Origin of the sequence: Quadrisphaera sp. INWT6 (assembly GCF_015390235.1) — a bacterium.
Taxonomy (GTDB): Bacteria; Actinomycetota; Actinomycetes; order Actinomycetales; family Quadrisphaeraceae; genus Quadrisphaera.
Window position 1 is genome coordinate 711351 of sequence record NZ_VUOH01000001.1, and the last position, 15153, is coordinate 726503.

Annotated in this window: 7 protein-coding genes; 2 read left to right on the top strand and 5 right to left on the bottom strand. The window is 71.2% G+C overall.

Annotated features, from left to right (window positions below):
- Positions 1 to 89: 89 nt before the first annotated feature.
- Together F1641_RS03220 and F1641_RS03225 are read right to left on the bottom strand one after the other, a co-directional pair.
- Positions 90 to 2984 carry a SpoIIE family protein phosphatase gene (locus F1641_RS03220; protein ID WP_194902986.1) on the bottom strand — a complete coding sequence of 965 codons (2895 nt, stop codon included), beginning with the start codon at positions 2982 to 2984 and terminating at the stop codon, positions 90 to 92.
- Positions 2985 to 3630: 646 nt separating this feature from the next.
- Positions 3631 to 4068: an STAS domain-containing protein gene (locus F1641_RS03225; protein WP_194902987.1), complete on the bottom strand. Its 438-nt coding sequence runs from the start codon at positions 4066 to 4068 to the stop codon at positions 3631 to 3633.
- Between the two features lie 911 nt (positions 4069 to 4979).
- On the opposite strand from F1641_RS03225, the gene F1641_RS03230 reads away from it, so the two are divergent.
- A complete protein-coding gene (locus F1641_RS03230; protein ID WP_194902988.1) occupies positions 4980 to 5951 on the top strand; it encodes a GAF and ANTAR domain-containing protein in 972 nt (323 codons plus the stop codon).
- A gap of 381 nt (positions 5952 to 6332) precedes the next feature.
- Here F1641_RS03230 and F1641_RS03235 read toward each other — a convergent pair whose 3' ends face one another.
- The 3 genes from F1641_RS03235 to F1641_RS03245 form a co-directional block, all read right to left on the bottom strand.
- The gene (locus tag F1641_RS03235) at positions 6333 to 7343 is read right to left on the bottom strand and encodes a GAF and ANTAR domain-containing protein (protein WP_194902989.1); all 1011 of its coding nucleotides are present in this window, start codon (positions 7341 to 7343) and stop codon (positions 6333 to 6335) included.
- A gap of 194 nt (positions 7344 to 7537) precedes the next feature.
- Positions 7538 to 9403: a bifunctional diguanylate cyclase/phosphodiesterase gene (locus F1641_RS03240; protein WP_194902990.1), complete on the bottom strand. Its 1866-nt coding sequence runs from the start codon at positions 9401 to 9403 to the stop codon at positions 7538 to 7540.
- A 400-nt stretch (positions 9404 to 9803) separates the two neighbouring features.
- Entirely contained in the window at positions 9804 to 12353 is a 2550-nt protein-coding gene (locus F1641_RS03245) for a bifunctional diguanylate cyclase/phosphodiesterase (protein ID WP_194902991.1), read from the bottom strand.
- 640 nt (positions 12354 to 12993) lie between these two features.
- Between F1641_RS03245 and F1641_RS03250 the strand changes: the two genes are divergently transcribed.
- Entirely contained in the window at positions 12994 to 14502 is a 1509-nt protein-coding gene (locus F1641_RS03250; RefSeq protein WP_309225344.1) for a GAF domain-containing protein, read from the top strand.
- Positions 14503 to 15153 lie beyond the last annotated feature (651 nt).

Genomic DNA, 15153 nt, shown 5'->3' on the forward strand with positions numbered 1-15153 from the left:
CGACGGGACACACCGTGTGACAGCGAGTGGTGGCCAGTCAAGGTAGGTCGCACCCTGGCCCATCGACCAGCTTCTCGGCGGTGCCCGCATCAGTCCTTTCCCAGCGGGTCGTGCGCAGCGGCGGCTGCTCTGGCCGCCTGCAGCCCGTCGGGCACGTGGCTCGGACCGGCCTGGGTCGGGCGGGGAGCGTCCTCGGGGTGGGCCCGCAGCGCCAGCAGCGCCACGTCGTCATCCAGGTGGTCCCCCACCAGCTGCAGCAGCCCGTCGCACAACTCCTCCAGGCTCACCTGCTGTGCTCCGGTGGAGCTGACCAGCTCACCGGCGGCCTCAGCCAGCCACGCCAGCCCCCGGTCCAGGCCCACACCGCGGCGCTCGACCAGCCCGTCGGTGTACAGCAGCACCGTCGAGCCCGGCTGCAGCACCACCTCGTGGTCGTGGCGCTCGGTGCTCGGGTCCCAGCCCAGCACCAGGTCGGTCTCGTAACCACCCTCGGGGCCAGCGTCTGCGCCGGTGCCGGAGCCCAGGTAGGACCCCTGCCCATCGGCGGTGATGAGCAGCGGGGGCAGATGCCCGGCGTTCGACCACCGCAGCAGCCGCGTCCCTGCCGCGCGGTGGGCCGGGCTCTGCTCGACCTGGGCGACGATGGCGGTGGCCACGGTGGTGATGCCCAGCCCGGCCGCGGCGCGGTCCACGGCGGCCAGCACCCGCGCGGGCGGCTCACCGAGAGTGAAGCCGATGCCGCGGACCAGGTTGCGCAGCTGGCCCATCACCGCCGCAGCGGCCATGTCGTGGCCGGTGACATCCCCGATGACCAAGCTGGTCAGTCCCTCAGAGGTGAGGAAGGCGTCATACCAGTCCCCGCCGACCTCAGCGTGCGCAGCAGAGGCTGCATAGCGCACCGCGATCTCCAGGTGGTCCGGCTCGGGTGGGGCGGTCAGCATCGAGCGCTGCAGCGTCTCAGCGATTCCCGAGGCCACCTTGAGTGCTGCCTGCTCAGCGGCATGGGCGGCGATGCGGTCCAGCGCCTGGGCGGTCAGCGCCGCGAAAGCCTCCAGCAGGTCCCGCTCTTCCTCGGAGAAGAGGCGCTCACCGGAGAACGCCAGCGAGATCGACCCCAGCAGCCCGGCGCGCCCGCGCAGGGGCAAGCACGCCGAGGCCTGCACCCCGGCGGCGGTGTACAGCGGCTCCGCACCCGGGAAGGCCGCCACGGTGGAGGCCCGGTCGGGGAACAGGTGACTTGCGCCGGTGGCGGCGGCGTGGATGATCGGGATGGGGAAGTCCACCGGGACCCGCTGCACATTGGCGCGCAGGTCGGCGTCGAAGGTGTCGCTGGCCAGGGTGCACACGTGCCGGCCGTCGGGCTCGAGCAGGGCCAGCCCGCTGCCGTCCGCGGCCAGAAGCGCTGCGCCCTGACCCTCCAGCACGTCCAGGACCTCCCGTTCGCTGTCGGCGCCGCTGAGGGCGCGAGCAATGGCGACCAACGAGGCCTGCCCCTCAGCGGAGCGCTGTGCATCCTCGGCGGAGCGCCGGGCGTCCTGGGCGGAGGCCTCCGCCTGCAGGCGGGCGCGACGCTCACCATCAAGAGCCGTCAGGCGCTGCAACCCCTGGGAGCACTGCGCAGCGAAGGCGCCCAGCAGCTCCACCTGCTCAGCATCGAAGCGCTGCGGGGTGTCCCAGCTGGCGGTGAACACCCCGATGACCTGCGGCCCGGCGAGCAGCGGCAGGCTGGCGAAGGCGACCGAGCCGCTGGCCTGCACGGCGTGCGCCATCTCGCGGGAGTAGCCCGTGGAGGCCTCCCGATCGCCCAGCAGTACCGGATGTCCGGTGCGCATCACCTCGCACGCCGGCACCGGGGCGTCCAGGGGCAGTACCGCGTACTCCTCGCGCACGGCCGCGGCGTGGCTGGCGGTGACGTAGGAGCGCACCAGCTGGGGGTCGTCCCGAGCGGGGATGGCGACCGCGCCGCCGTCGGTGCCCAGCGCGGCGGTACCGCGTTCGGCCATCACCGCGACCAGCTCGGTGACGTCGTCGATGGTCGACAGCGCCAGCGTGACCTCGGCCAGGGCGCTGACCCGCGCGGCGGCGGCCTGAGCGGCCTGGACGGCGTCGTGGCGGGGGGTGATGTCCAGGAAGTACAGCGCCACGCCTTCGGCCTCGGGGACTGCGCGCACCTCGTACCAGGCGTTCAGGGGCTCGGGGTAGTGGGCGTCGAAGGTGACCGCCTCACCGGTGGTGGCGGCGCGGCGGTAACCGGCTTCGAAGTCGGTACCCACCGTGGCGGGGAACAGCTCCCAGATGACGCCGCCGACCAGCTCCTCGCGCGGGCGACTCAGCGCGCGCACGGCCTGGGAGTTGACGTAGCTGATGCGCCAGTCAGCGTCCATGGACAGGTAGCCGACCGCCATCGACTCGGTGATTTGCGTCGTGCGGGCGGTGGCCCGCGCGAGGTCGGCCACGAGCTGCTCCAGCTCGCGGGTGCGCTCAAACAGGTCGGCCTCACCCCGGTCCGCGCGCTCGCGCAGAGCCTCGTTCTGCTCGGTCGTCGCGCGGGCCTGCTCGCGGGTGTGGACGTAGTCGGTGATGTCGTCGGAGCGGTGCAGCAGCCACACCACCTGCCCCTGCTCGTTCAGGATCGGCACGTTGCGCGGGCTCCAGTACCGCTCCACCCAGGTGCCGTCGGGCAGGGGGATGTCGTACTTCTGGATGGCCATCGTCACCGGGCGCCGGGTGTCGCGGGCCTGGGTCAGGGAGTCGCGCAGGTTGACCAGGCCGTCGGCGGCGGGGTCGTCGGGGTTCATCGGGAAGACCTCGAACAGGTTCCTCCCGACGGTGGCCTCCAGCGTGGTGGCGGTGGCCTCCAGCCGAGCGCGGTTGGCGTGGACGATGGTGAAGTCCGGGCTCAGCAGCAGCAGCGGGGTCGGTGTCTCATCGAAGATCGGCCGGAAGTCCGGCAGGGGCGCCTGCTGGAGCGAGTGGTCCTTCATCGGGTCACCTCGTGCTGGTCAAGACGGCTGCGTGGGCCTGCGTTTTGGGAATGCCGCGAGGTGGGGTGCGCCTTGCTCGGCGAGGTGGGCGCGACGCGGGTCTCACCGTCGCGAGGACCTGCAAGGTGATCAGTGGCGCGGTGGTGGCGCGGTGCGCCGGCGAGCAGCCCCTGGGGCAGGCCGAAGGTCGGGTCATCGGTCGCGGACATGCGTCGTCCTTCCACGTCTGCGCTGTTCAGCGCCTCGGGTGGCCTCGACGCGCCCCGGCTGAGCGGAGCCGCCGTAGCGTAACGGCTGCCACTGACGACGTAAGCCCGCCGCGTCGCGGTGACGTCGCGGTGACCACGACCGCGTCGCCTCGCCCTGCTCGCCACGTGGTGGTCATGCCAGCACCTGGTCGTCCCGGTCGTCCCGGTCGTTCCGGGGCGGTCCAGGCGGCGCGGCGCACACCAGAACTCATCCGCGGTCGGTCCGCGGTCGGCCGTTGACCGGCTCACGACCAACCCCCGACCTGCCCACCCAGCCCATGACCAGCCCATGACCAGCCCAGCGGCGTCCCCTGGTCGCTGGTCGCCTGGGCATTCCCCAGCCGCCGATGGCGATGGGTAGCCGCTTGTCCCCGCTCGACCAAGCACGAGCACGTGGGTCAACGCGGCGCCCACAACGAGGAGACGACGCATCTGCGCAGCACCCGGGCGGTCGCGGTGTCCAGTCCGCTCAGGTGCAGCGGTGTGCCGGCGGCCGCGGCGCGCCGCGCCAGCTCCTCAAGGGCAGCGAGCCCGCACAGGTCCACGAAGGTCACCCCGCCGGCGTCTACCTGCACCCGCAGATGGCTGACGACTGGAGGTACCGGTGGGACTGCAGGGCTGATCGATACCGGACGATCACCCTGCCCAGCGCTGTGTGAGTTCTGGGGACCGTCAGCGCGGTGCAGGCTGCTGCGCTCAGCAGCCTCCTGCCGCCAGTGGTCGTCGGGGGCGGCGAGCTGAGGCCACAGCCGGCCGGCGGCGCTGAGCAGGATGGCGCCGCTGGCCACGTCGAGCTCACCGCTGAGCGCCAGGTGCGCGCCGTGGGCGTGGCCCACGACCCTGGCCCAGAACGGTGGGGACTCAGCCGCTGCCGTGGGGGCGGCCTGCGTGGCAGGGCAGGACATCGGTGGGGGTGCTTGCGGGCACCGTGCACGTGAGGTCATCGTCGGCTTCCAGGAGCAGCCGCCCGGTGAGGGTGGGCGGCGGTGCAGGCGCAGCAAGGAGCGCCAGCTCACTGACGAACCAGTCCCCACGCTAGGCGCCGCCGGCGCTGCGGGGAAGAGGGCGGCAGCCGGCGGCGTGTTGATCGCGTTCGCGGTCGAGCACCACGCTCCTGCTGTCCGAGGTACCGATCGGGGCGTGCCCGTGCGGTCGCGTCACACCTGCCGGCGTGGGACGGTGGCTGTGCCGAGGCCCCTCGTGCGCTGCCACCCACGGTGACGCCGTCTTGACGTGAACACCGACCAGGACGCGCACAACCCCGCACAGCCTTCACACGAGTTCTTCGCATGAGCTGTTCGCCTCTTGCACACCAGTTCGACGTCGATTCCGTGACGCGAGTGCTGGGCGCACCCAGGCGACCATGACGTGGTCAGACGTCTGGCGTCTGGCGACTGTGGAGCGCCAGGATGGCCCTGGCGTCTACTAGGCGGCTCATCGACGATGGTCGACGCGCAGGTCTGCGGAGCTCAGCTGGCTGTGGCCCGGCCGATGGGGTTGGGGGTTGGGTGGCGTCCGGAACCGGACCACCATGCCCGACGCACCCGACCACCGCGACCACCGCGCCGACGCTGACCCTGCTAGCGCAGGCAGCGACGTGCCCCGGTCCCCGAGTGACCCTCTGTACCGTGCCCCCGGTCGTGTGACCCCTCCCGTCCGGACCGACCGACCTGACCCAGCTGAGCCGGTCGATCAAGCTGGTCGAGCTGCCCGGGACCGCGCAGCACAGGGGGGCAGACCGGCGCCGGTGCTGCCGCAGGCGTCCTCTGAGCTGATGTCCGTGCTGCTTTCCGCCCCTGAGGTGGAGCACTTCCTGGACCAGCTGGCCAGTATTGCTGCGCGCACCTTGGCCACCACACCCACCGGCGCCACCCCCACCGCCGAAGCGGCGTCTGAGTCAGCAGCCCGTCCCGCCGAAGGTGGCGTCGTTGATGGCAGCAGCAGCGCCTCGGGTCCGCCCGCCGGCAGACCCACCAGCCCGACCACTGACCTAACCGCTGACCTAACCACTGACCTAACCACTGACCTGGCTGCACACCTCGCCCAGCAGCTGGGGGTGGACCTGAGCGCCAGGGACACCAGCGAGGTCGGCGGCGGCAGCGGGTGGGTCTCCTGCGGCATCACCTTGCGCCGCGAGGGTCAGCAGCTGACCGTGGCCAGCAGCGACCAGGTCGCCGCCGCTGTCGATGAGGTGCAGTACGCCCACGAGTCCGGTCCCTGCCTGCAGGCTCTGGACACCGGGCGGGTCATCAACGCCCCCGATCTGACGGTGGAGGACCGCTGGCCGGCCTACACCGCCCGGGCGCTGACCTACGGGGTCGCCAGCTCCCTGTCCTTGCCGCTGGTGGTCGAGGGGCAGGTGCTGGGGGCGATGAACCTGTACGCCGGACGCGCCCACGCCTTTGACGCCGCCGCGCGCCGGGCCACCGCGGCGGGCCTGGCCGCTCAGGCGGCAGCGACGTTGACGGTGGTGCTGCGCCAAGCCCACCAGGTGGACCTGACCAAGTCCCTGCAGGCGACGCTGGTGTCCCGTTCGGTGATCGACCAGGCGATCGGGGTGCTGATGGGCCAGCAGCGCTGCAGCGCCGAGGAGGCGTTCGCGCTGCTGCGGGCTGCCTCTCAGCACCGCAACCGCAAGCTGCGCGATGTGGCCGCTGACCTGGTGGCCAGCATCAGCGGTCACAGTCCGCAGCCGGGTCGGTACACACCCCCCAGCTGAGTCGCCCACGTCGAAGGACGTGACCTGGGAAGTCGTCGGGCTCGCCCGGGGCCCGGTACGGGGCCTAGCAGCATGACTGCTGCGCCAGAGGCGCCGCGCGGGCAGGTGGGGTTCACTTGCGCCAGCGTTGCACCTGGCCCGGGCCGGGGGCAGCGTGAGGTCCAAGAGCTCGCTGAACCGGGCTCTTGGACCGCCCATGAACCACCCAGCCCCACCCGGCCCGACCTGGCCCGGCCTGACGCGCCAGGTGGTTCCACCACCGGGTGCTGAGCGCGCCGAGCGCTGAGGACAGCCGGGGCTGTGGCCGCCCCTTGGTTGGTCTGCGGGCGACCCCACTGGGACGGGAGGTCACCTGCTCACCCATCCACGCGCGGCCGCAGCTCAGGTCGCCTCGTGAGGGCGGGTCCCATCGACGCCGGCTCTTGGGTGCCCGCGTCGGACGAGTGGACCGGTGGCGGGCAGCTCACCGGTCTCGGCCAGGTCCGCTGCGAGGTCTGCGAGCTTGCGGTTGGTGTGCTGGCTGGTGCCGGACAGCACCGCGAAGGCCTGCTCGGCGCTGAGGCGGTGGCGTTCCATCAGCACTCCCTTGGCCTGGCCGATGACGTCGCGGTGGGCTAGGCCCTGGTGCATGGAGTCCATCTGGCGGGCGTGGGCCAGCGCGACCGCAGCATGGGCGGCCAGCAGCTGCCCGATGGTCTCGGTGTCCTGGGAGAAGGCGCGCGGGTGGTTGCTGAGCACGGTGAGCTCACCGAGCAGGTCTCCGTGCAGGTGCAGCGGTAGGCACATGACGCTGATCCAGGGGGTCTGGTCGGCGCGTGCGGCCAGTGCTGGCCAGCGCCGCTCGAAGGCCAGGTGGTCCACCCGCACAGGGCGGCGATGGGTCGCGGCGTCGCGGCAGCAGCCCTGTCCGGCGGTCTGCTGCAGCTCGGTGAAGTGCAGGGCCTGGGGGTGGGTGGTGGCCAGGGGCAGCAGGTGGTGGTGCTTGCCGGCCAGGTACAGCACGGCGGCCTGGGCGGCGGGGACCAGAGCCAGGGTGTGGGCCAGGAGGTGGTCGGCTGTGGTGGCGGTGCTGGCGTTGCGGGGCACGCTGGTCGCCAGCCTCGCCAGCTGGTCGGCGAGGTCCAGTGCTGCTGGCGTGGTGGTGCTGTTCGCCGGTGGGCTTACTGGGGTAGCCACAGGAACTGAGGTGGGGGTGGGCCCGAGCTGCTGCTCGAGTGGGGCGGTGGCCCCGTCACGGGCGTGGCCATGGGCGTGGGGACGGCCGGGGCCGGGGAGGTCGCCGGGGTTGGCGGCGGTCGCTGCACCGGCTGCACCGGCGTTGCCAGGGGGCACCTGGGCGCCGGTCGTGGAACGGGTGGCCGCGTCAGCGGCGCGGCGTGCAGTGGAGGTCATGGCGGCTCCTGGAAGAGCCCGCGGGGCGGGAGGGGTGCGCGCAGGATGGTGCGCGGGCTGCTTCCCAACCCGCTGTGAACGTTAGGGCACCGGTCTGCGTTTCGGCCAGGTGCCAGTGCCATGCGGACGTTGGCCTTCACCGCGTCGTCGTGGCCGCTGTCCTTGCCGATCGTTGCCCGGGCAGATGGTCGCCGTTAGGCCAGGACCTGGTAGCCAGCCGACGGCGTGGTCCGCGGCGCGGTGCGCAACAACTCCACAGGGAAGCGGTCAGCCGGAACAGGCGGGGAGTACAGGTAGCCCTGCACGCTGTCGCAGCCCAGGCCGGCCAGCACCGCCAGCTCGTCGTCCCGTTCGACCCCTTCAGCGACCACGTGCATCCCCAGCCGGTGACCCATGTCCACGATGGTCGCCACCAGCGCATCGTCAGCCGGCTCGTCCGAACCGCGGGGAAAGAGACCCAGCACGAACGAGCGGTCGATCTTCAGCTCGTCCACGGGCAGCTGACGCAGGTAGGACAACGAGGAGTACCCCGTCCCAAAGTCATCGATCGAGGTCCGCACACCCGTCGCCTTTAACGCCGCCAGCACCTGCGCAGCCGCGACCGGGTCAGCCACCAACGTGTCCTCGGTGATCTCCAAGCACAGCAGGTCCGCCGGCACACGCTGACGGGCCAGCAGTTCAGCGACCTCGAAGGCGAAGGAAGGACGCATCAGGCAGTGCGCAGTGATGTTCACTGAGACCGGCACCCGGTGGCCGCGGCGCAGCCAGGACCGGCAGACGAACAGCGCCTCGGTGAGCACCTTGGCCGTGAACGGCGCGGACAGCTCCGCGCTGGTGGCCATCGCGAGGAACTCCGAGGGCGGCAGCAGACCGCGCACCGGGTGGTTCCAGCGCGCCAACGCCTCCACCCCAGCAGGCGGCCGTCGGTGATGGCGACCTTGGGCTGCAGGTGCACCACGATCTGGGTCATCGGCGTCCAACGCGCGACGGAAGTCGGTCAGCGTCGCCAGGTGACAGGCGGTGTGGGAGTCGGTGGCAGCCTCGTACAGCGCGGTGCCTGACCCCGAGCGCTTGGCGGTGTACATGGCCACGTCGGCCTCGCGCAGCAGCTCGTCCGCGACCCGGGCGCGCTGAGCAGGGCTCAGGGTCGTGCTGTCCTCGACGGGCGAGGCGGGGCGGTGGGCGATGCCGATGCTGACGTCGATGCTGACCGCGACCATGCCCGCAGTCGAGATGGCGGTCGTGCTGGCCGCGGGAGACACCGCATCGGGTGAGGTGTCAGCTGAGGTGCCTCGACTCGGGTTGTGCAGCGAGGTGATCCGCGCGATGGTCACCCGCAGCCGCTGGGCGACGGCCAGGGCCTCCTGGGCGTCGAGCCCCGGCAGGAGCACCGCGAACTCATCCCCACCCAGGCGCACCAGCAGCCCGGGCCGCTCCACCCCGGTGGCAGCGCGGGCGGAGACCGCGCGCAGCAGCTCATCACCGGCGGAGTGGCCCAGGGTGTCGTTGACTTCTTTGAAGCGGTCCAGGTCCAGCGCCAGGACAGCTACCGGGGCGCCGCTGGCCAGGGCGGTGTCCATGGCCTGGGCCAGGTGGGTGCGGTTGGCCAGGCCGGTGAGGTCATCGTGCAGCGTCTGGTGGCGCAGTTGCTCGACGAGGTCGGCTTGGATGGCGCGGGCGCGTTCGGCCAGGGTCCAGGCGGTCAGGGACCCGATGCAGGCGGCGGCGAAGAAGCCCGCGTGCACCCCGGCGAAGCGCCAGGGATGGGCCATGTGCTCGTGGTTGTGGCCGTAGACGTGGTGGGGCCACAGGGTCCCGACCAGGCCGTGTTCGAGCAGCACCCAGGCGATGGCGACGCTGAAGGGTGCCCATGCCTCGTACAGGGCGACCACGGGGACCATGACGAAGAAGTGGAAGTGGGCCTCGATGTACCCGCCGGAGACCGAGACCAGGTAGGACGAGCAGGCCATGAGACCAGCTGCGGCGGCGCAGGAGGCCAGCGTCCGGTGGATGCGCAGGCGGCCGCGGGTGAGCTGCTCAGCGGTGGCGAGCAGGTACAACGCGACCGGGACCGTCAGCGGTAGGGCCGCCGGCAGCGGGGTGTGCCCGTAGAGGGTCCACGCGGCGAGCAGGGGCAGGTGCGCCAGCAGGACGGTGGTGACCCAGCGGTGGCGGGTGCGCCAGACGTCGTCTGGAAGGGACAGCAGGCCGGGTGGCCGCCAGGTCGGGTGGGCGGTGCGGAGCCCCGTTGATGGCACACGGGGTCATCGACAGCGGTGAGGTGATGCTTGAGCCTCATGTGGACTGCCACCGCGTCACCGGCATCAGTGATCCTGGGGATGACTTGGCTCAAGGCTTCGCACCCAGAGACCGGCGACCGGGCGCGCCGGGGTTGACGGCCGAGTCAGCGCGCCAACCGCGATCTTGTGTCACTAGTCGATCACTAAACGGACGCCTGCGCTAGCTGCGCTCCAGACCAAGAACCGGCAGGTGATCGGCGCCACGCCGGCCTTCTCGCAGCCACCGCGTCACAGCGGCGGCGGGAGCCGGTCGGGCGTGCCAGTACCCCTGGCTCTCATCGCAACCGGCTGCGACCAGCGCCTGCAAGGTTTCCTCGTCCTCCACGCCCTCGGCCAGCAGCCGCAGACCTAGGCGGTGAGCCAGGTCGACGGTGGAGGCCACGATTGCGGCAGTGGCGCTGTCGCCGGTGAGCCGAGAGGTGAAGGACCGGTCCAGCTTGAGCTCGGTGGCTGGCAGTGAGGCCAGGTAGGCCAGGGAGGAGTAGCCGGTGCCGTAGTCATCAATGCTCAGCTGCACGCCGCGCTGGCGGATCCCGTGGGCAGTGGCCAGTGCCTGCTCGGGATCGGACATCAAGGTGGTTTCGGTCACCTCCATCACCAACAGCCCAGGGTCGATACCCGTCTGGGCCAGCACATCATCGATCAGCGGCAGCAGTGCCGGGTTGACCAGGCAGCTGGTGGACAGGTTCACCGCCACCCGTAGCGGGTGACCACTGCTGTGCCAGCTGACAGCATCGGCAGCGGCGGTGCGCAGCACGCGGGTGGTGAGGGCAGCGACCAGGCCGTGCTGCTCGGCGAGGTCGACGAAGGCGCTGGGAGCCAGCAGACCCAGGCGCGGGTGATGCCAGCGCACCAGCGCTTCGACGCCCGTGGTCTCACCGGTGCGCAGGTCGACCTGGGGCTGGTAGTGGACGACGACCTGCTCATGGCCGGCACTGTCAGCGCCCTCAGCCGAAGATCCTTCCGTCGCGGACGGCGCCCCTGACAAGGCATTGTCCTCACGGGCGAGTGCTTGGCGCAGCTCCTCGAGCAGGACGACCCTTTCTTGGGCGGCGCGGTCGTCTTCTGGGTCGAACAGGCGCACGCCACCAGCGCCACCCGCGGCTTTGGCCCGGTACATGGCCACGTCTGCACGGCGCAGCAGCTCTTCGCCGAGTGACTCGACGGTCTGCACACCGGGGCCGCTGCCCGGGACGCCCGAGAAGTGCGACGACGCCGAGGACCGGCCTCGCGAGGCGCCAACGGCTGCCACACCGATGCTCGCAGTCAAGGCTGCGCTGAGGGGTAGCTGGTCTGGCCAGACCGGCTCGGCAAGTGAGGTGAGCCCACCGTCTCCTGCACCGGGGTGAGCAGTGGCCGCCAGGGTCGGCGTGGTCTGCGGGAAGCGGGCCACAGCGGCGGTCGGTGCGGCGATCGCAGCCGCACCAGCGCGAGCGACATAGTCGGCGCTACCCGCCGCCGGTCCGGTCAGCAGTACCGCGAACTCATCACCGCCCAGACGCGCCAGCACGCCGCCGGCAGGGACGACGGCAGCAAGGCGGGCAGCGGTCCAGCGCAGCAGCGCGTCACCGACGGTGTGCCCGTAGCGGTCGTTGACGGCCTTGAAGCCGTTGAGGTCGATGAGCAGCAACGCCACGGCCGCGTCGGAGCCATCGCTTCCCGGTTGGGTCGCCTCACTGGTCTGCACCGCCTCCGCCAACGCCAGGTTGAAAGCGCGGCGGTTGGCCAGACCGGTGAGGTCGTCGCTGAGCGCCAGGCGGCGGCTGTCGGCCAGGGCCAGCACCTCACGAAACAGCAGCACCCCCTTGACCCCTACTCCCGCCAGGGCCAGCAGGGTTACGGCAACGGCTGCACCTCCCAGCGGCGTGACCTCGTTGTGCCACAGCAGCGCCAGGGAGCCGATCAGCACGATCGCGGGTCCGGCGATCGAGGACCACCGCACCATCTGGGCGCTGCGCCGCACGGCCACAGCGGTAGCGGTCGAGGCCAGCAGGAGCAGCACCAGCAGTCGGAGGCTGTTAGCGGTGAGGTTCGCGGCAGCGTCCAAGTCCGCAAGGTCGATCCCAGGTGTTAGGCCGGGGCCCAACTGCGCGGTCAGGACCCCGGTGACTCGGGCGACCCCGAGGGTGTCGGCAAAGGTGAGTGCAGCGAACGCAGCTGTCAGCGCCACCAGGCGCCGGTCGGCGTCGCGACCGACCAGTGACCAGTTGGCAGCGGCGAACAGGGTCAGCAGCAGGTCCAGCAGCGGCCGCATCACCAAGGCCAAGGACCCGGCCAGTCCGAGGCCGAAGTGAGCGTCCAAGACCGGGGTCGCATACGCGCAGGCCCCGGCGAGCAGGAGCAGGCCTGCCAGCAACCCGTCGAGCCAGGCGCTGGGCATGACACCGTTGACGTGCTGCTTGAGCAGCCTCATCTGGCCGGCGTACAGCAGCGGGTAGGCCGCCAGTCCTACCGCTCCCAGGGTGGGGTGGTCGCGGAAGGTAGCGATGGCCAGCTCAGCTGAGGGACCTGCCGCAGAACCGGAGCTCGCCGATGATGCGGCAGCGGCGGTTATCAGCAGCAGCTGGCAGGTTCCCAACACGGTGGCACCCGCAGCGAGCAGCGCCCACGCTGAGCGGTCGGCGGGCATCGCCCGCACGCGCAACACCAGCATCGTCAGCGCGCTGAGCAGTACGACGGCGTAGACGCCCGCCCCCAGGGTCGATGACACCACCCCCCACAGCGGTGTCGCAGGGCTGCCCGCGGTCCTCGCGCCGTTACCTGCGGCACTAGCTGCTGTGCCTGCCAGGACGACATAGCCGACAACCCCGCCGAGCGCCGCGAGTCGCCAGCGCCACCGAACCAGCCAAGCGCCCGCTGGTCGGTGAGCCGTCATGACCCCCACATCGGCGTCGACTCCGCACTTCTTCAGCCGCGTGCAGACCCAACCGTCGCCGCTCCCCTGCTCAGCCCAGCCGCGAGCAGACTCCACGTCCTCGACGACGCAAGGGTGAAAGGAGACGCCGCGCGATGCCCCGCGGTGCCGCGTCTCGTCTAGGGCTCGCCATTCACCCGTCGGTACCGCGCAGCGCGCTCATCAGCACTAGGGGCTCTAACTCCTGCAGATCCAACTCGAGGCTCAACAAATCGGCAGTCGGCCCTTGAGTTGTCGGCGTCGCTGTCGATGCTGATCAAGCGCAGCACTCTCGTGCACAGCGACCGCCCGGCTGACCCGCACGCCATGCGGTCACCGATGCGCATCGCACCACCGAAAGGCCACCGTGTTCACCAGAGCCTCCCATCGTCCCGCCACCACAATTCCCGCGACACCCGCCAGGACGGTGGCCGAGGCCGAAGCCGACCTGCGCGCTGTGGTCGCCGTCGTGGCAGCCCTCTCCAGCGCCAGCGACCCCGAGACCGCCATCAACGCAGCCCTGGACGCGGTCCGCACCGAGTTCGGGTGGGCCTACGGCTCCTACTGGCGCATCCAAGGCAGCGGACCCTCAGCTGCACTGCACTTCGCCCAAGAGACCGGCGACGCGGGGGAGGAGTTCCGCCGGGTGACCTTGGCCGCCTCCTTCCGCCAGGGGGTGGGGCTGTCCGGACGGGCGTGGGCCTCCCGCGACCTGGTCTTCGTCCCCGACATCGGCCAGGTCGCCGACTGCGTGCGCGCCCCGGCCGCGCAGCGCGCCGGGGTCAAGAGCGGCATCTGCTTCCCTATCTTCGAAGACGGCCAGGTGGTCGCCACCATGGACTTCTTCACCACCTCGACGCTGACGCCCTGCGCTGGGCGCTTAGGAGCGCTGCGCTCGGTGGGGGTGCTGGTCTCCCAGGCCCTCGAGCGCACTCGCGAACAGCACCGCCAGCGGCGCGCCGCCCAGGACGTGGAAGCGGTAAACACCGTGCTGCGTGAGCTGGCCGGCGCCCAGGACGCCGACGCGGCGGTGCGCGCCGCGCTGGCGGTTATTCGAGAGGAGTTCGATTGGAACTACGGATCCTTCTGGGCCCTCAATCCCAGTAACCCGAAGCTCTCAGGTGGCGCGGGGACGCCGGTGCTGCGCTTTGACCAGGAGGTCGGCTCGGCCGGGGAGGAGTTCCGGCGCGTCACCGCCAGCGCAACCTTCGCCCGCGGGGTCGGAGTGGCCGGCCGGGCGTGGGCCAGCCGCGACCTCGTCTTCGTGGAAGACCTGTCCCAGGTCACCGACTGCGTGCGCGCACCAGCCGCCCAGCGCGCCGGAGTGAAGTCGGGGGTGTGCTTCCCAATCCTCGTGGGAGAAGAGGTCGTCGGCACGATGGACTTCTTTGCCACCCGCACCCTGACCATGTCCACCAGCCGGCGCAGCGCGCTGAAGAACACCGCGTTCCTGCTGGGGCAGGCGCTGACGCGCATCTCCGCCCAGCAGCGGCTCAGTGCCGCAGGTAGTGAGCTGGTGACGTCCATCGCGGAGGTCGAGCGCAACGTGCAGGCGGCCTCAGCGGTGGCTGAGCGCGGCCACGCGCTGACCGAGCAGGCCAACACCGAGGTCGCCGGCCTGGGCGCTTCGAGTGAGGAGATCTCCAAGGTGGTCTCCACCATCTCCGCGATCGCCGCTCAGACCAACCTGCTGGCGCTGAACGCCGCCATCGAAGCTGCCCGGGCGGGGGAGGCTGGCAAGGGGTTCGCGGTTGTGGCCAACGAGGTCAAAGAGCTCGCCGGGGGCACCGCGCGGGCGACCACGGAGGTCGATGAGCGGGTGCGGGACATCCAGGCGCAGGTGGCGGCGGTGGTCGAGCGGTTGGCGTCCATCACCGGGGTCGTCGATGACATCAACACCACGCAGACCATCATCGCCGGGGTACTAGCCCAGCAGGCCGCCACGACGAGGTCAGTCCTGACGTAGCCCCTCGTCGGCGAGGCGCTGCGGTCGTCGTCCGCGGATGCGGACGCCGGCCGTAAGCACCTGCGGGGACGGGTAGCCGGCGGGTGCTTGCCGCCCCTCTGCCGGGCGCATGCTGACCGCCTCACAACCCACCGCTCAGCGAGACGTCCTACCGAACGTTCAGGGGCGCCCGTAGCGCTGAGTCACGGTGTCGCGTTTGCCCCGCCCGGTGGTCTTGTGTTGCAACGGGGCGACGAACGAGACAGGTGCCGGGCACCTTGCCCAGTTCTTCGCTGGGAATTGCCTGGGAGCGGAGCAAGGTATCTGAGTGGTCCATGGACCCTTGCCCAGCTGGGCTCTCGACCGGCGCGGTCGACAGGGGGAGGCCGACGCCGGGGCGTTGAGGATGCGGCCGGCAGCCTGCGTTGTGGGCCCGCGCAGGGCGTCGCCGGTGGTGGTGCTGCCGGAACGAAGATCCGCCGCGCTTGAGCAGCCGCCTCGCGAGACGGTCGTTGTCGTAGGTCGGTGGATCTGACCGGCGCCACCGGTTCCCCTTCCGCCGCGGCTGCTGAGGCGCGCGAGGACACCACTGGGGAGTCGGCGTCCGCGACGGCTTCGTGCTGCTGTGACGGTCCCGGGCAAGGGTCTGGGCAAGGCCGAAGCTCTGCGCTG

Coding starts and splice junctions, on each gene's coding strand:
- F1641_RS03220 (WP_194902986.1), bottom strand. CDS start 2,984: ATGAAGGACCACTCGCTCCAGCAGGCGCCCCTGCCGGACTTCCGGCCG.
- F1641_RS03235 (WP_194902989.1), bottom strand. CDS start 7,343: ATGACCTCCACTGCACGCCGCGCCGCTGACGCGGCCACCCGTTCCACG.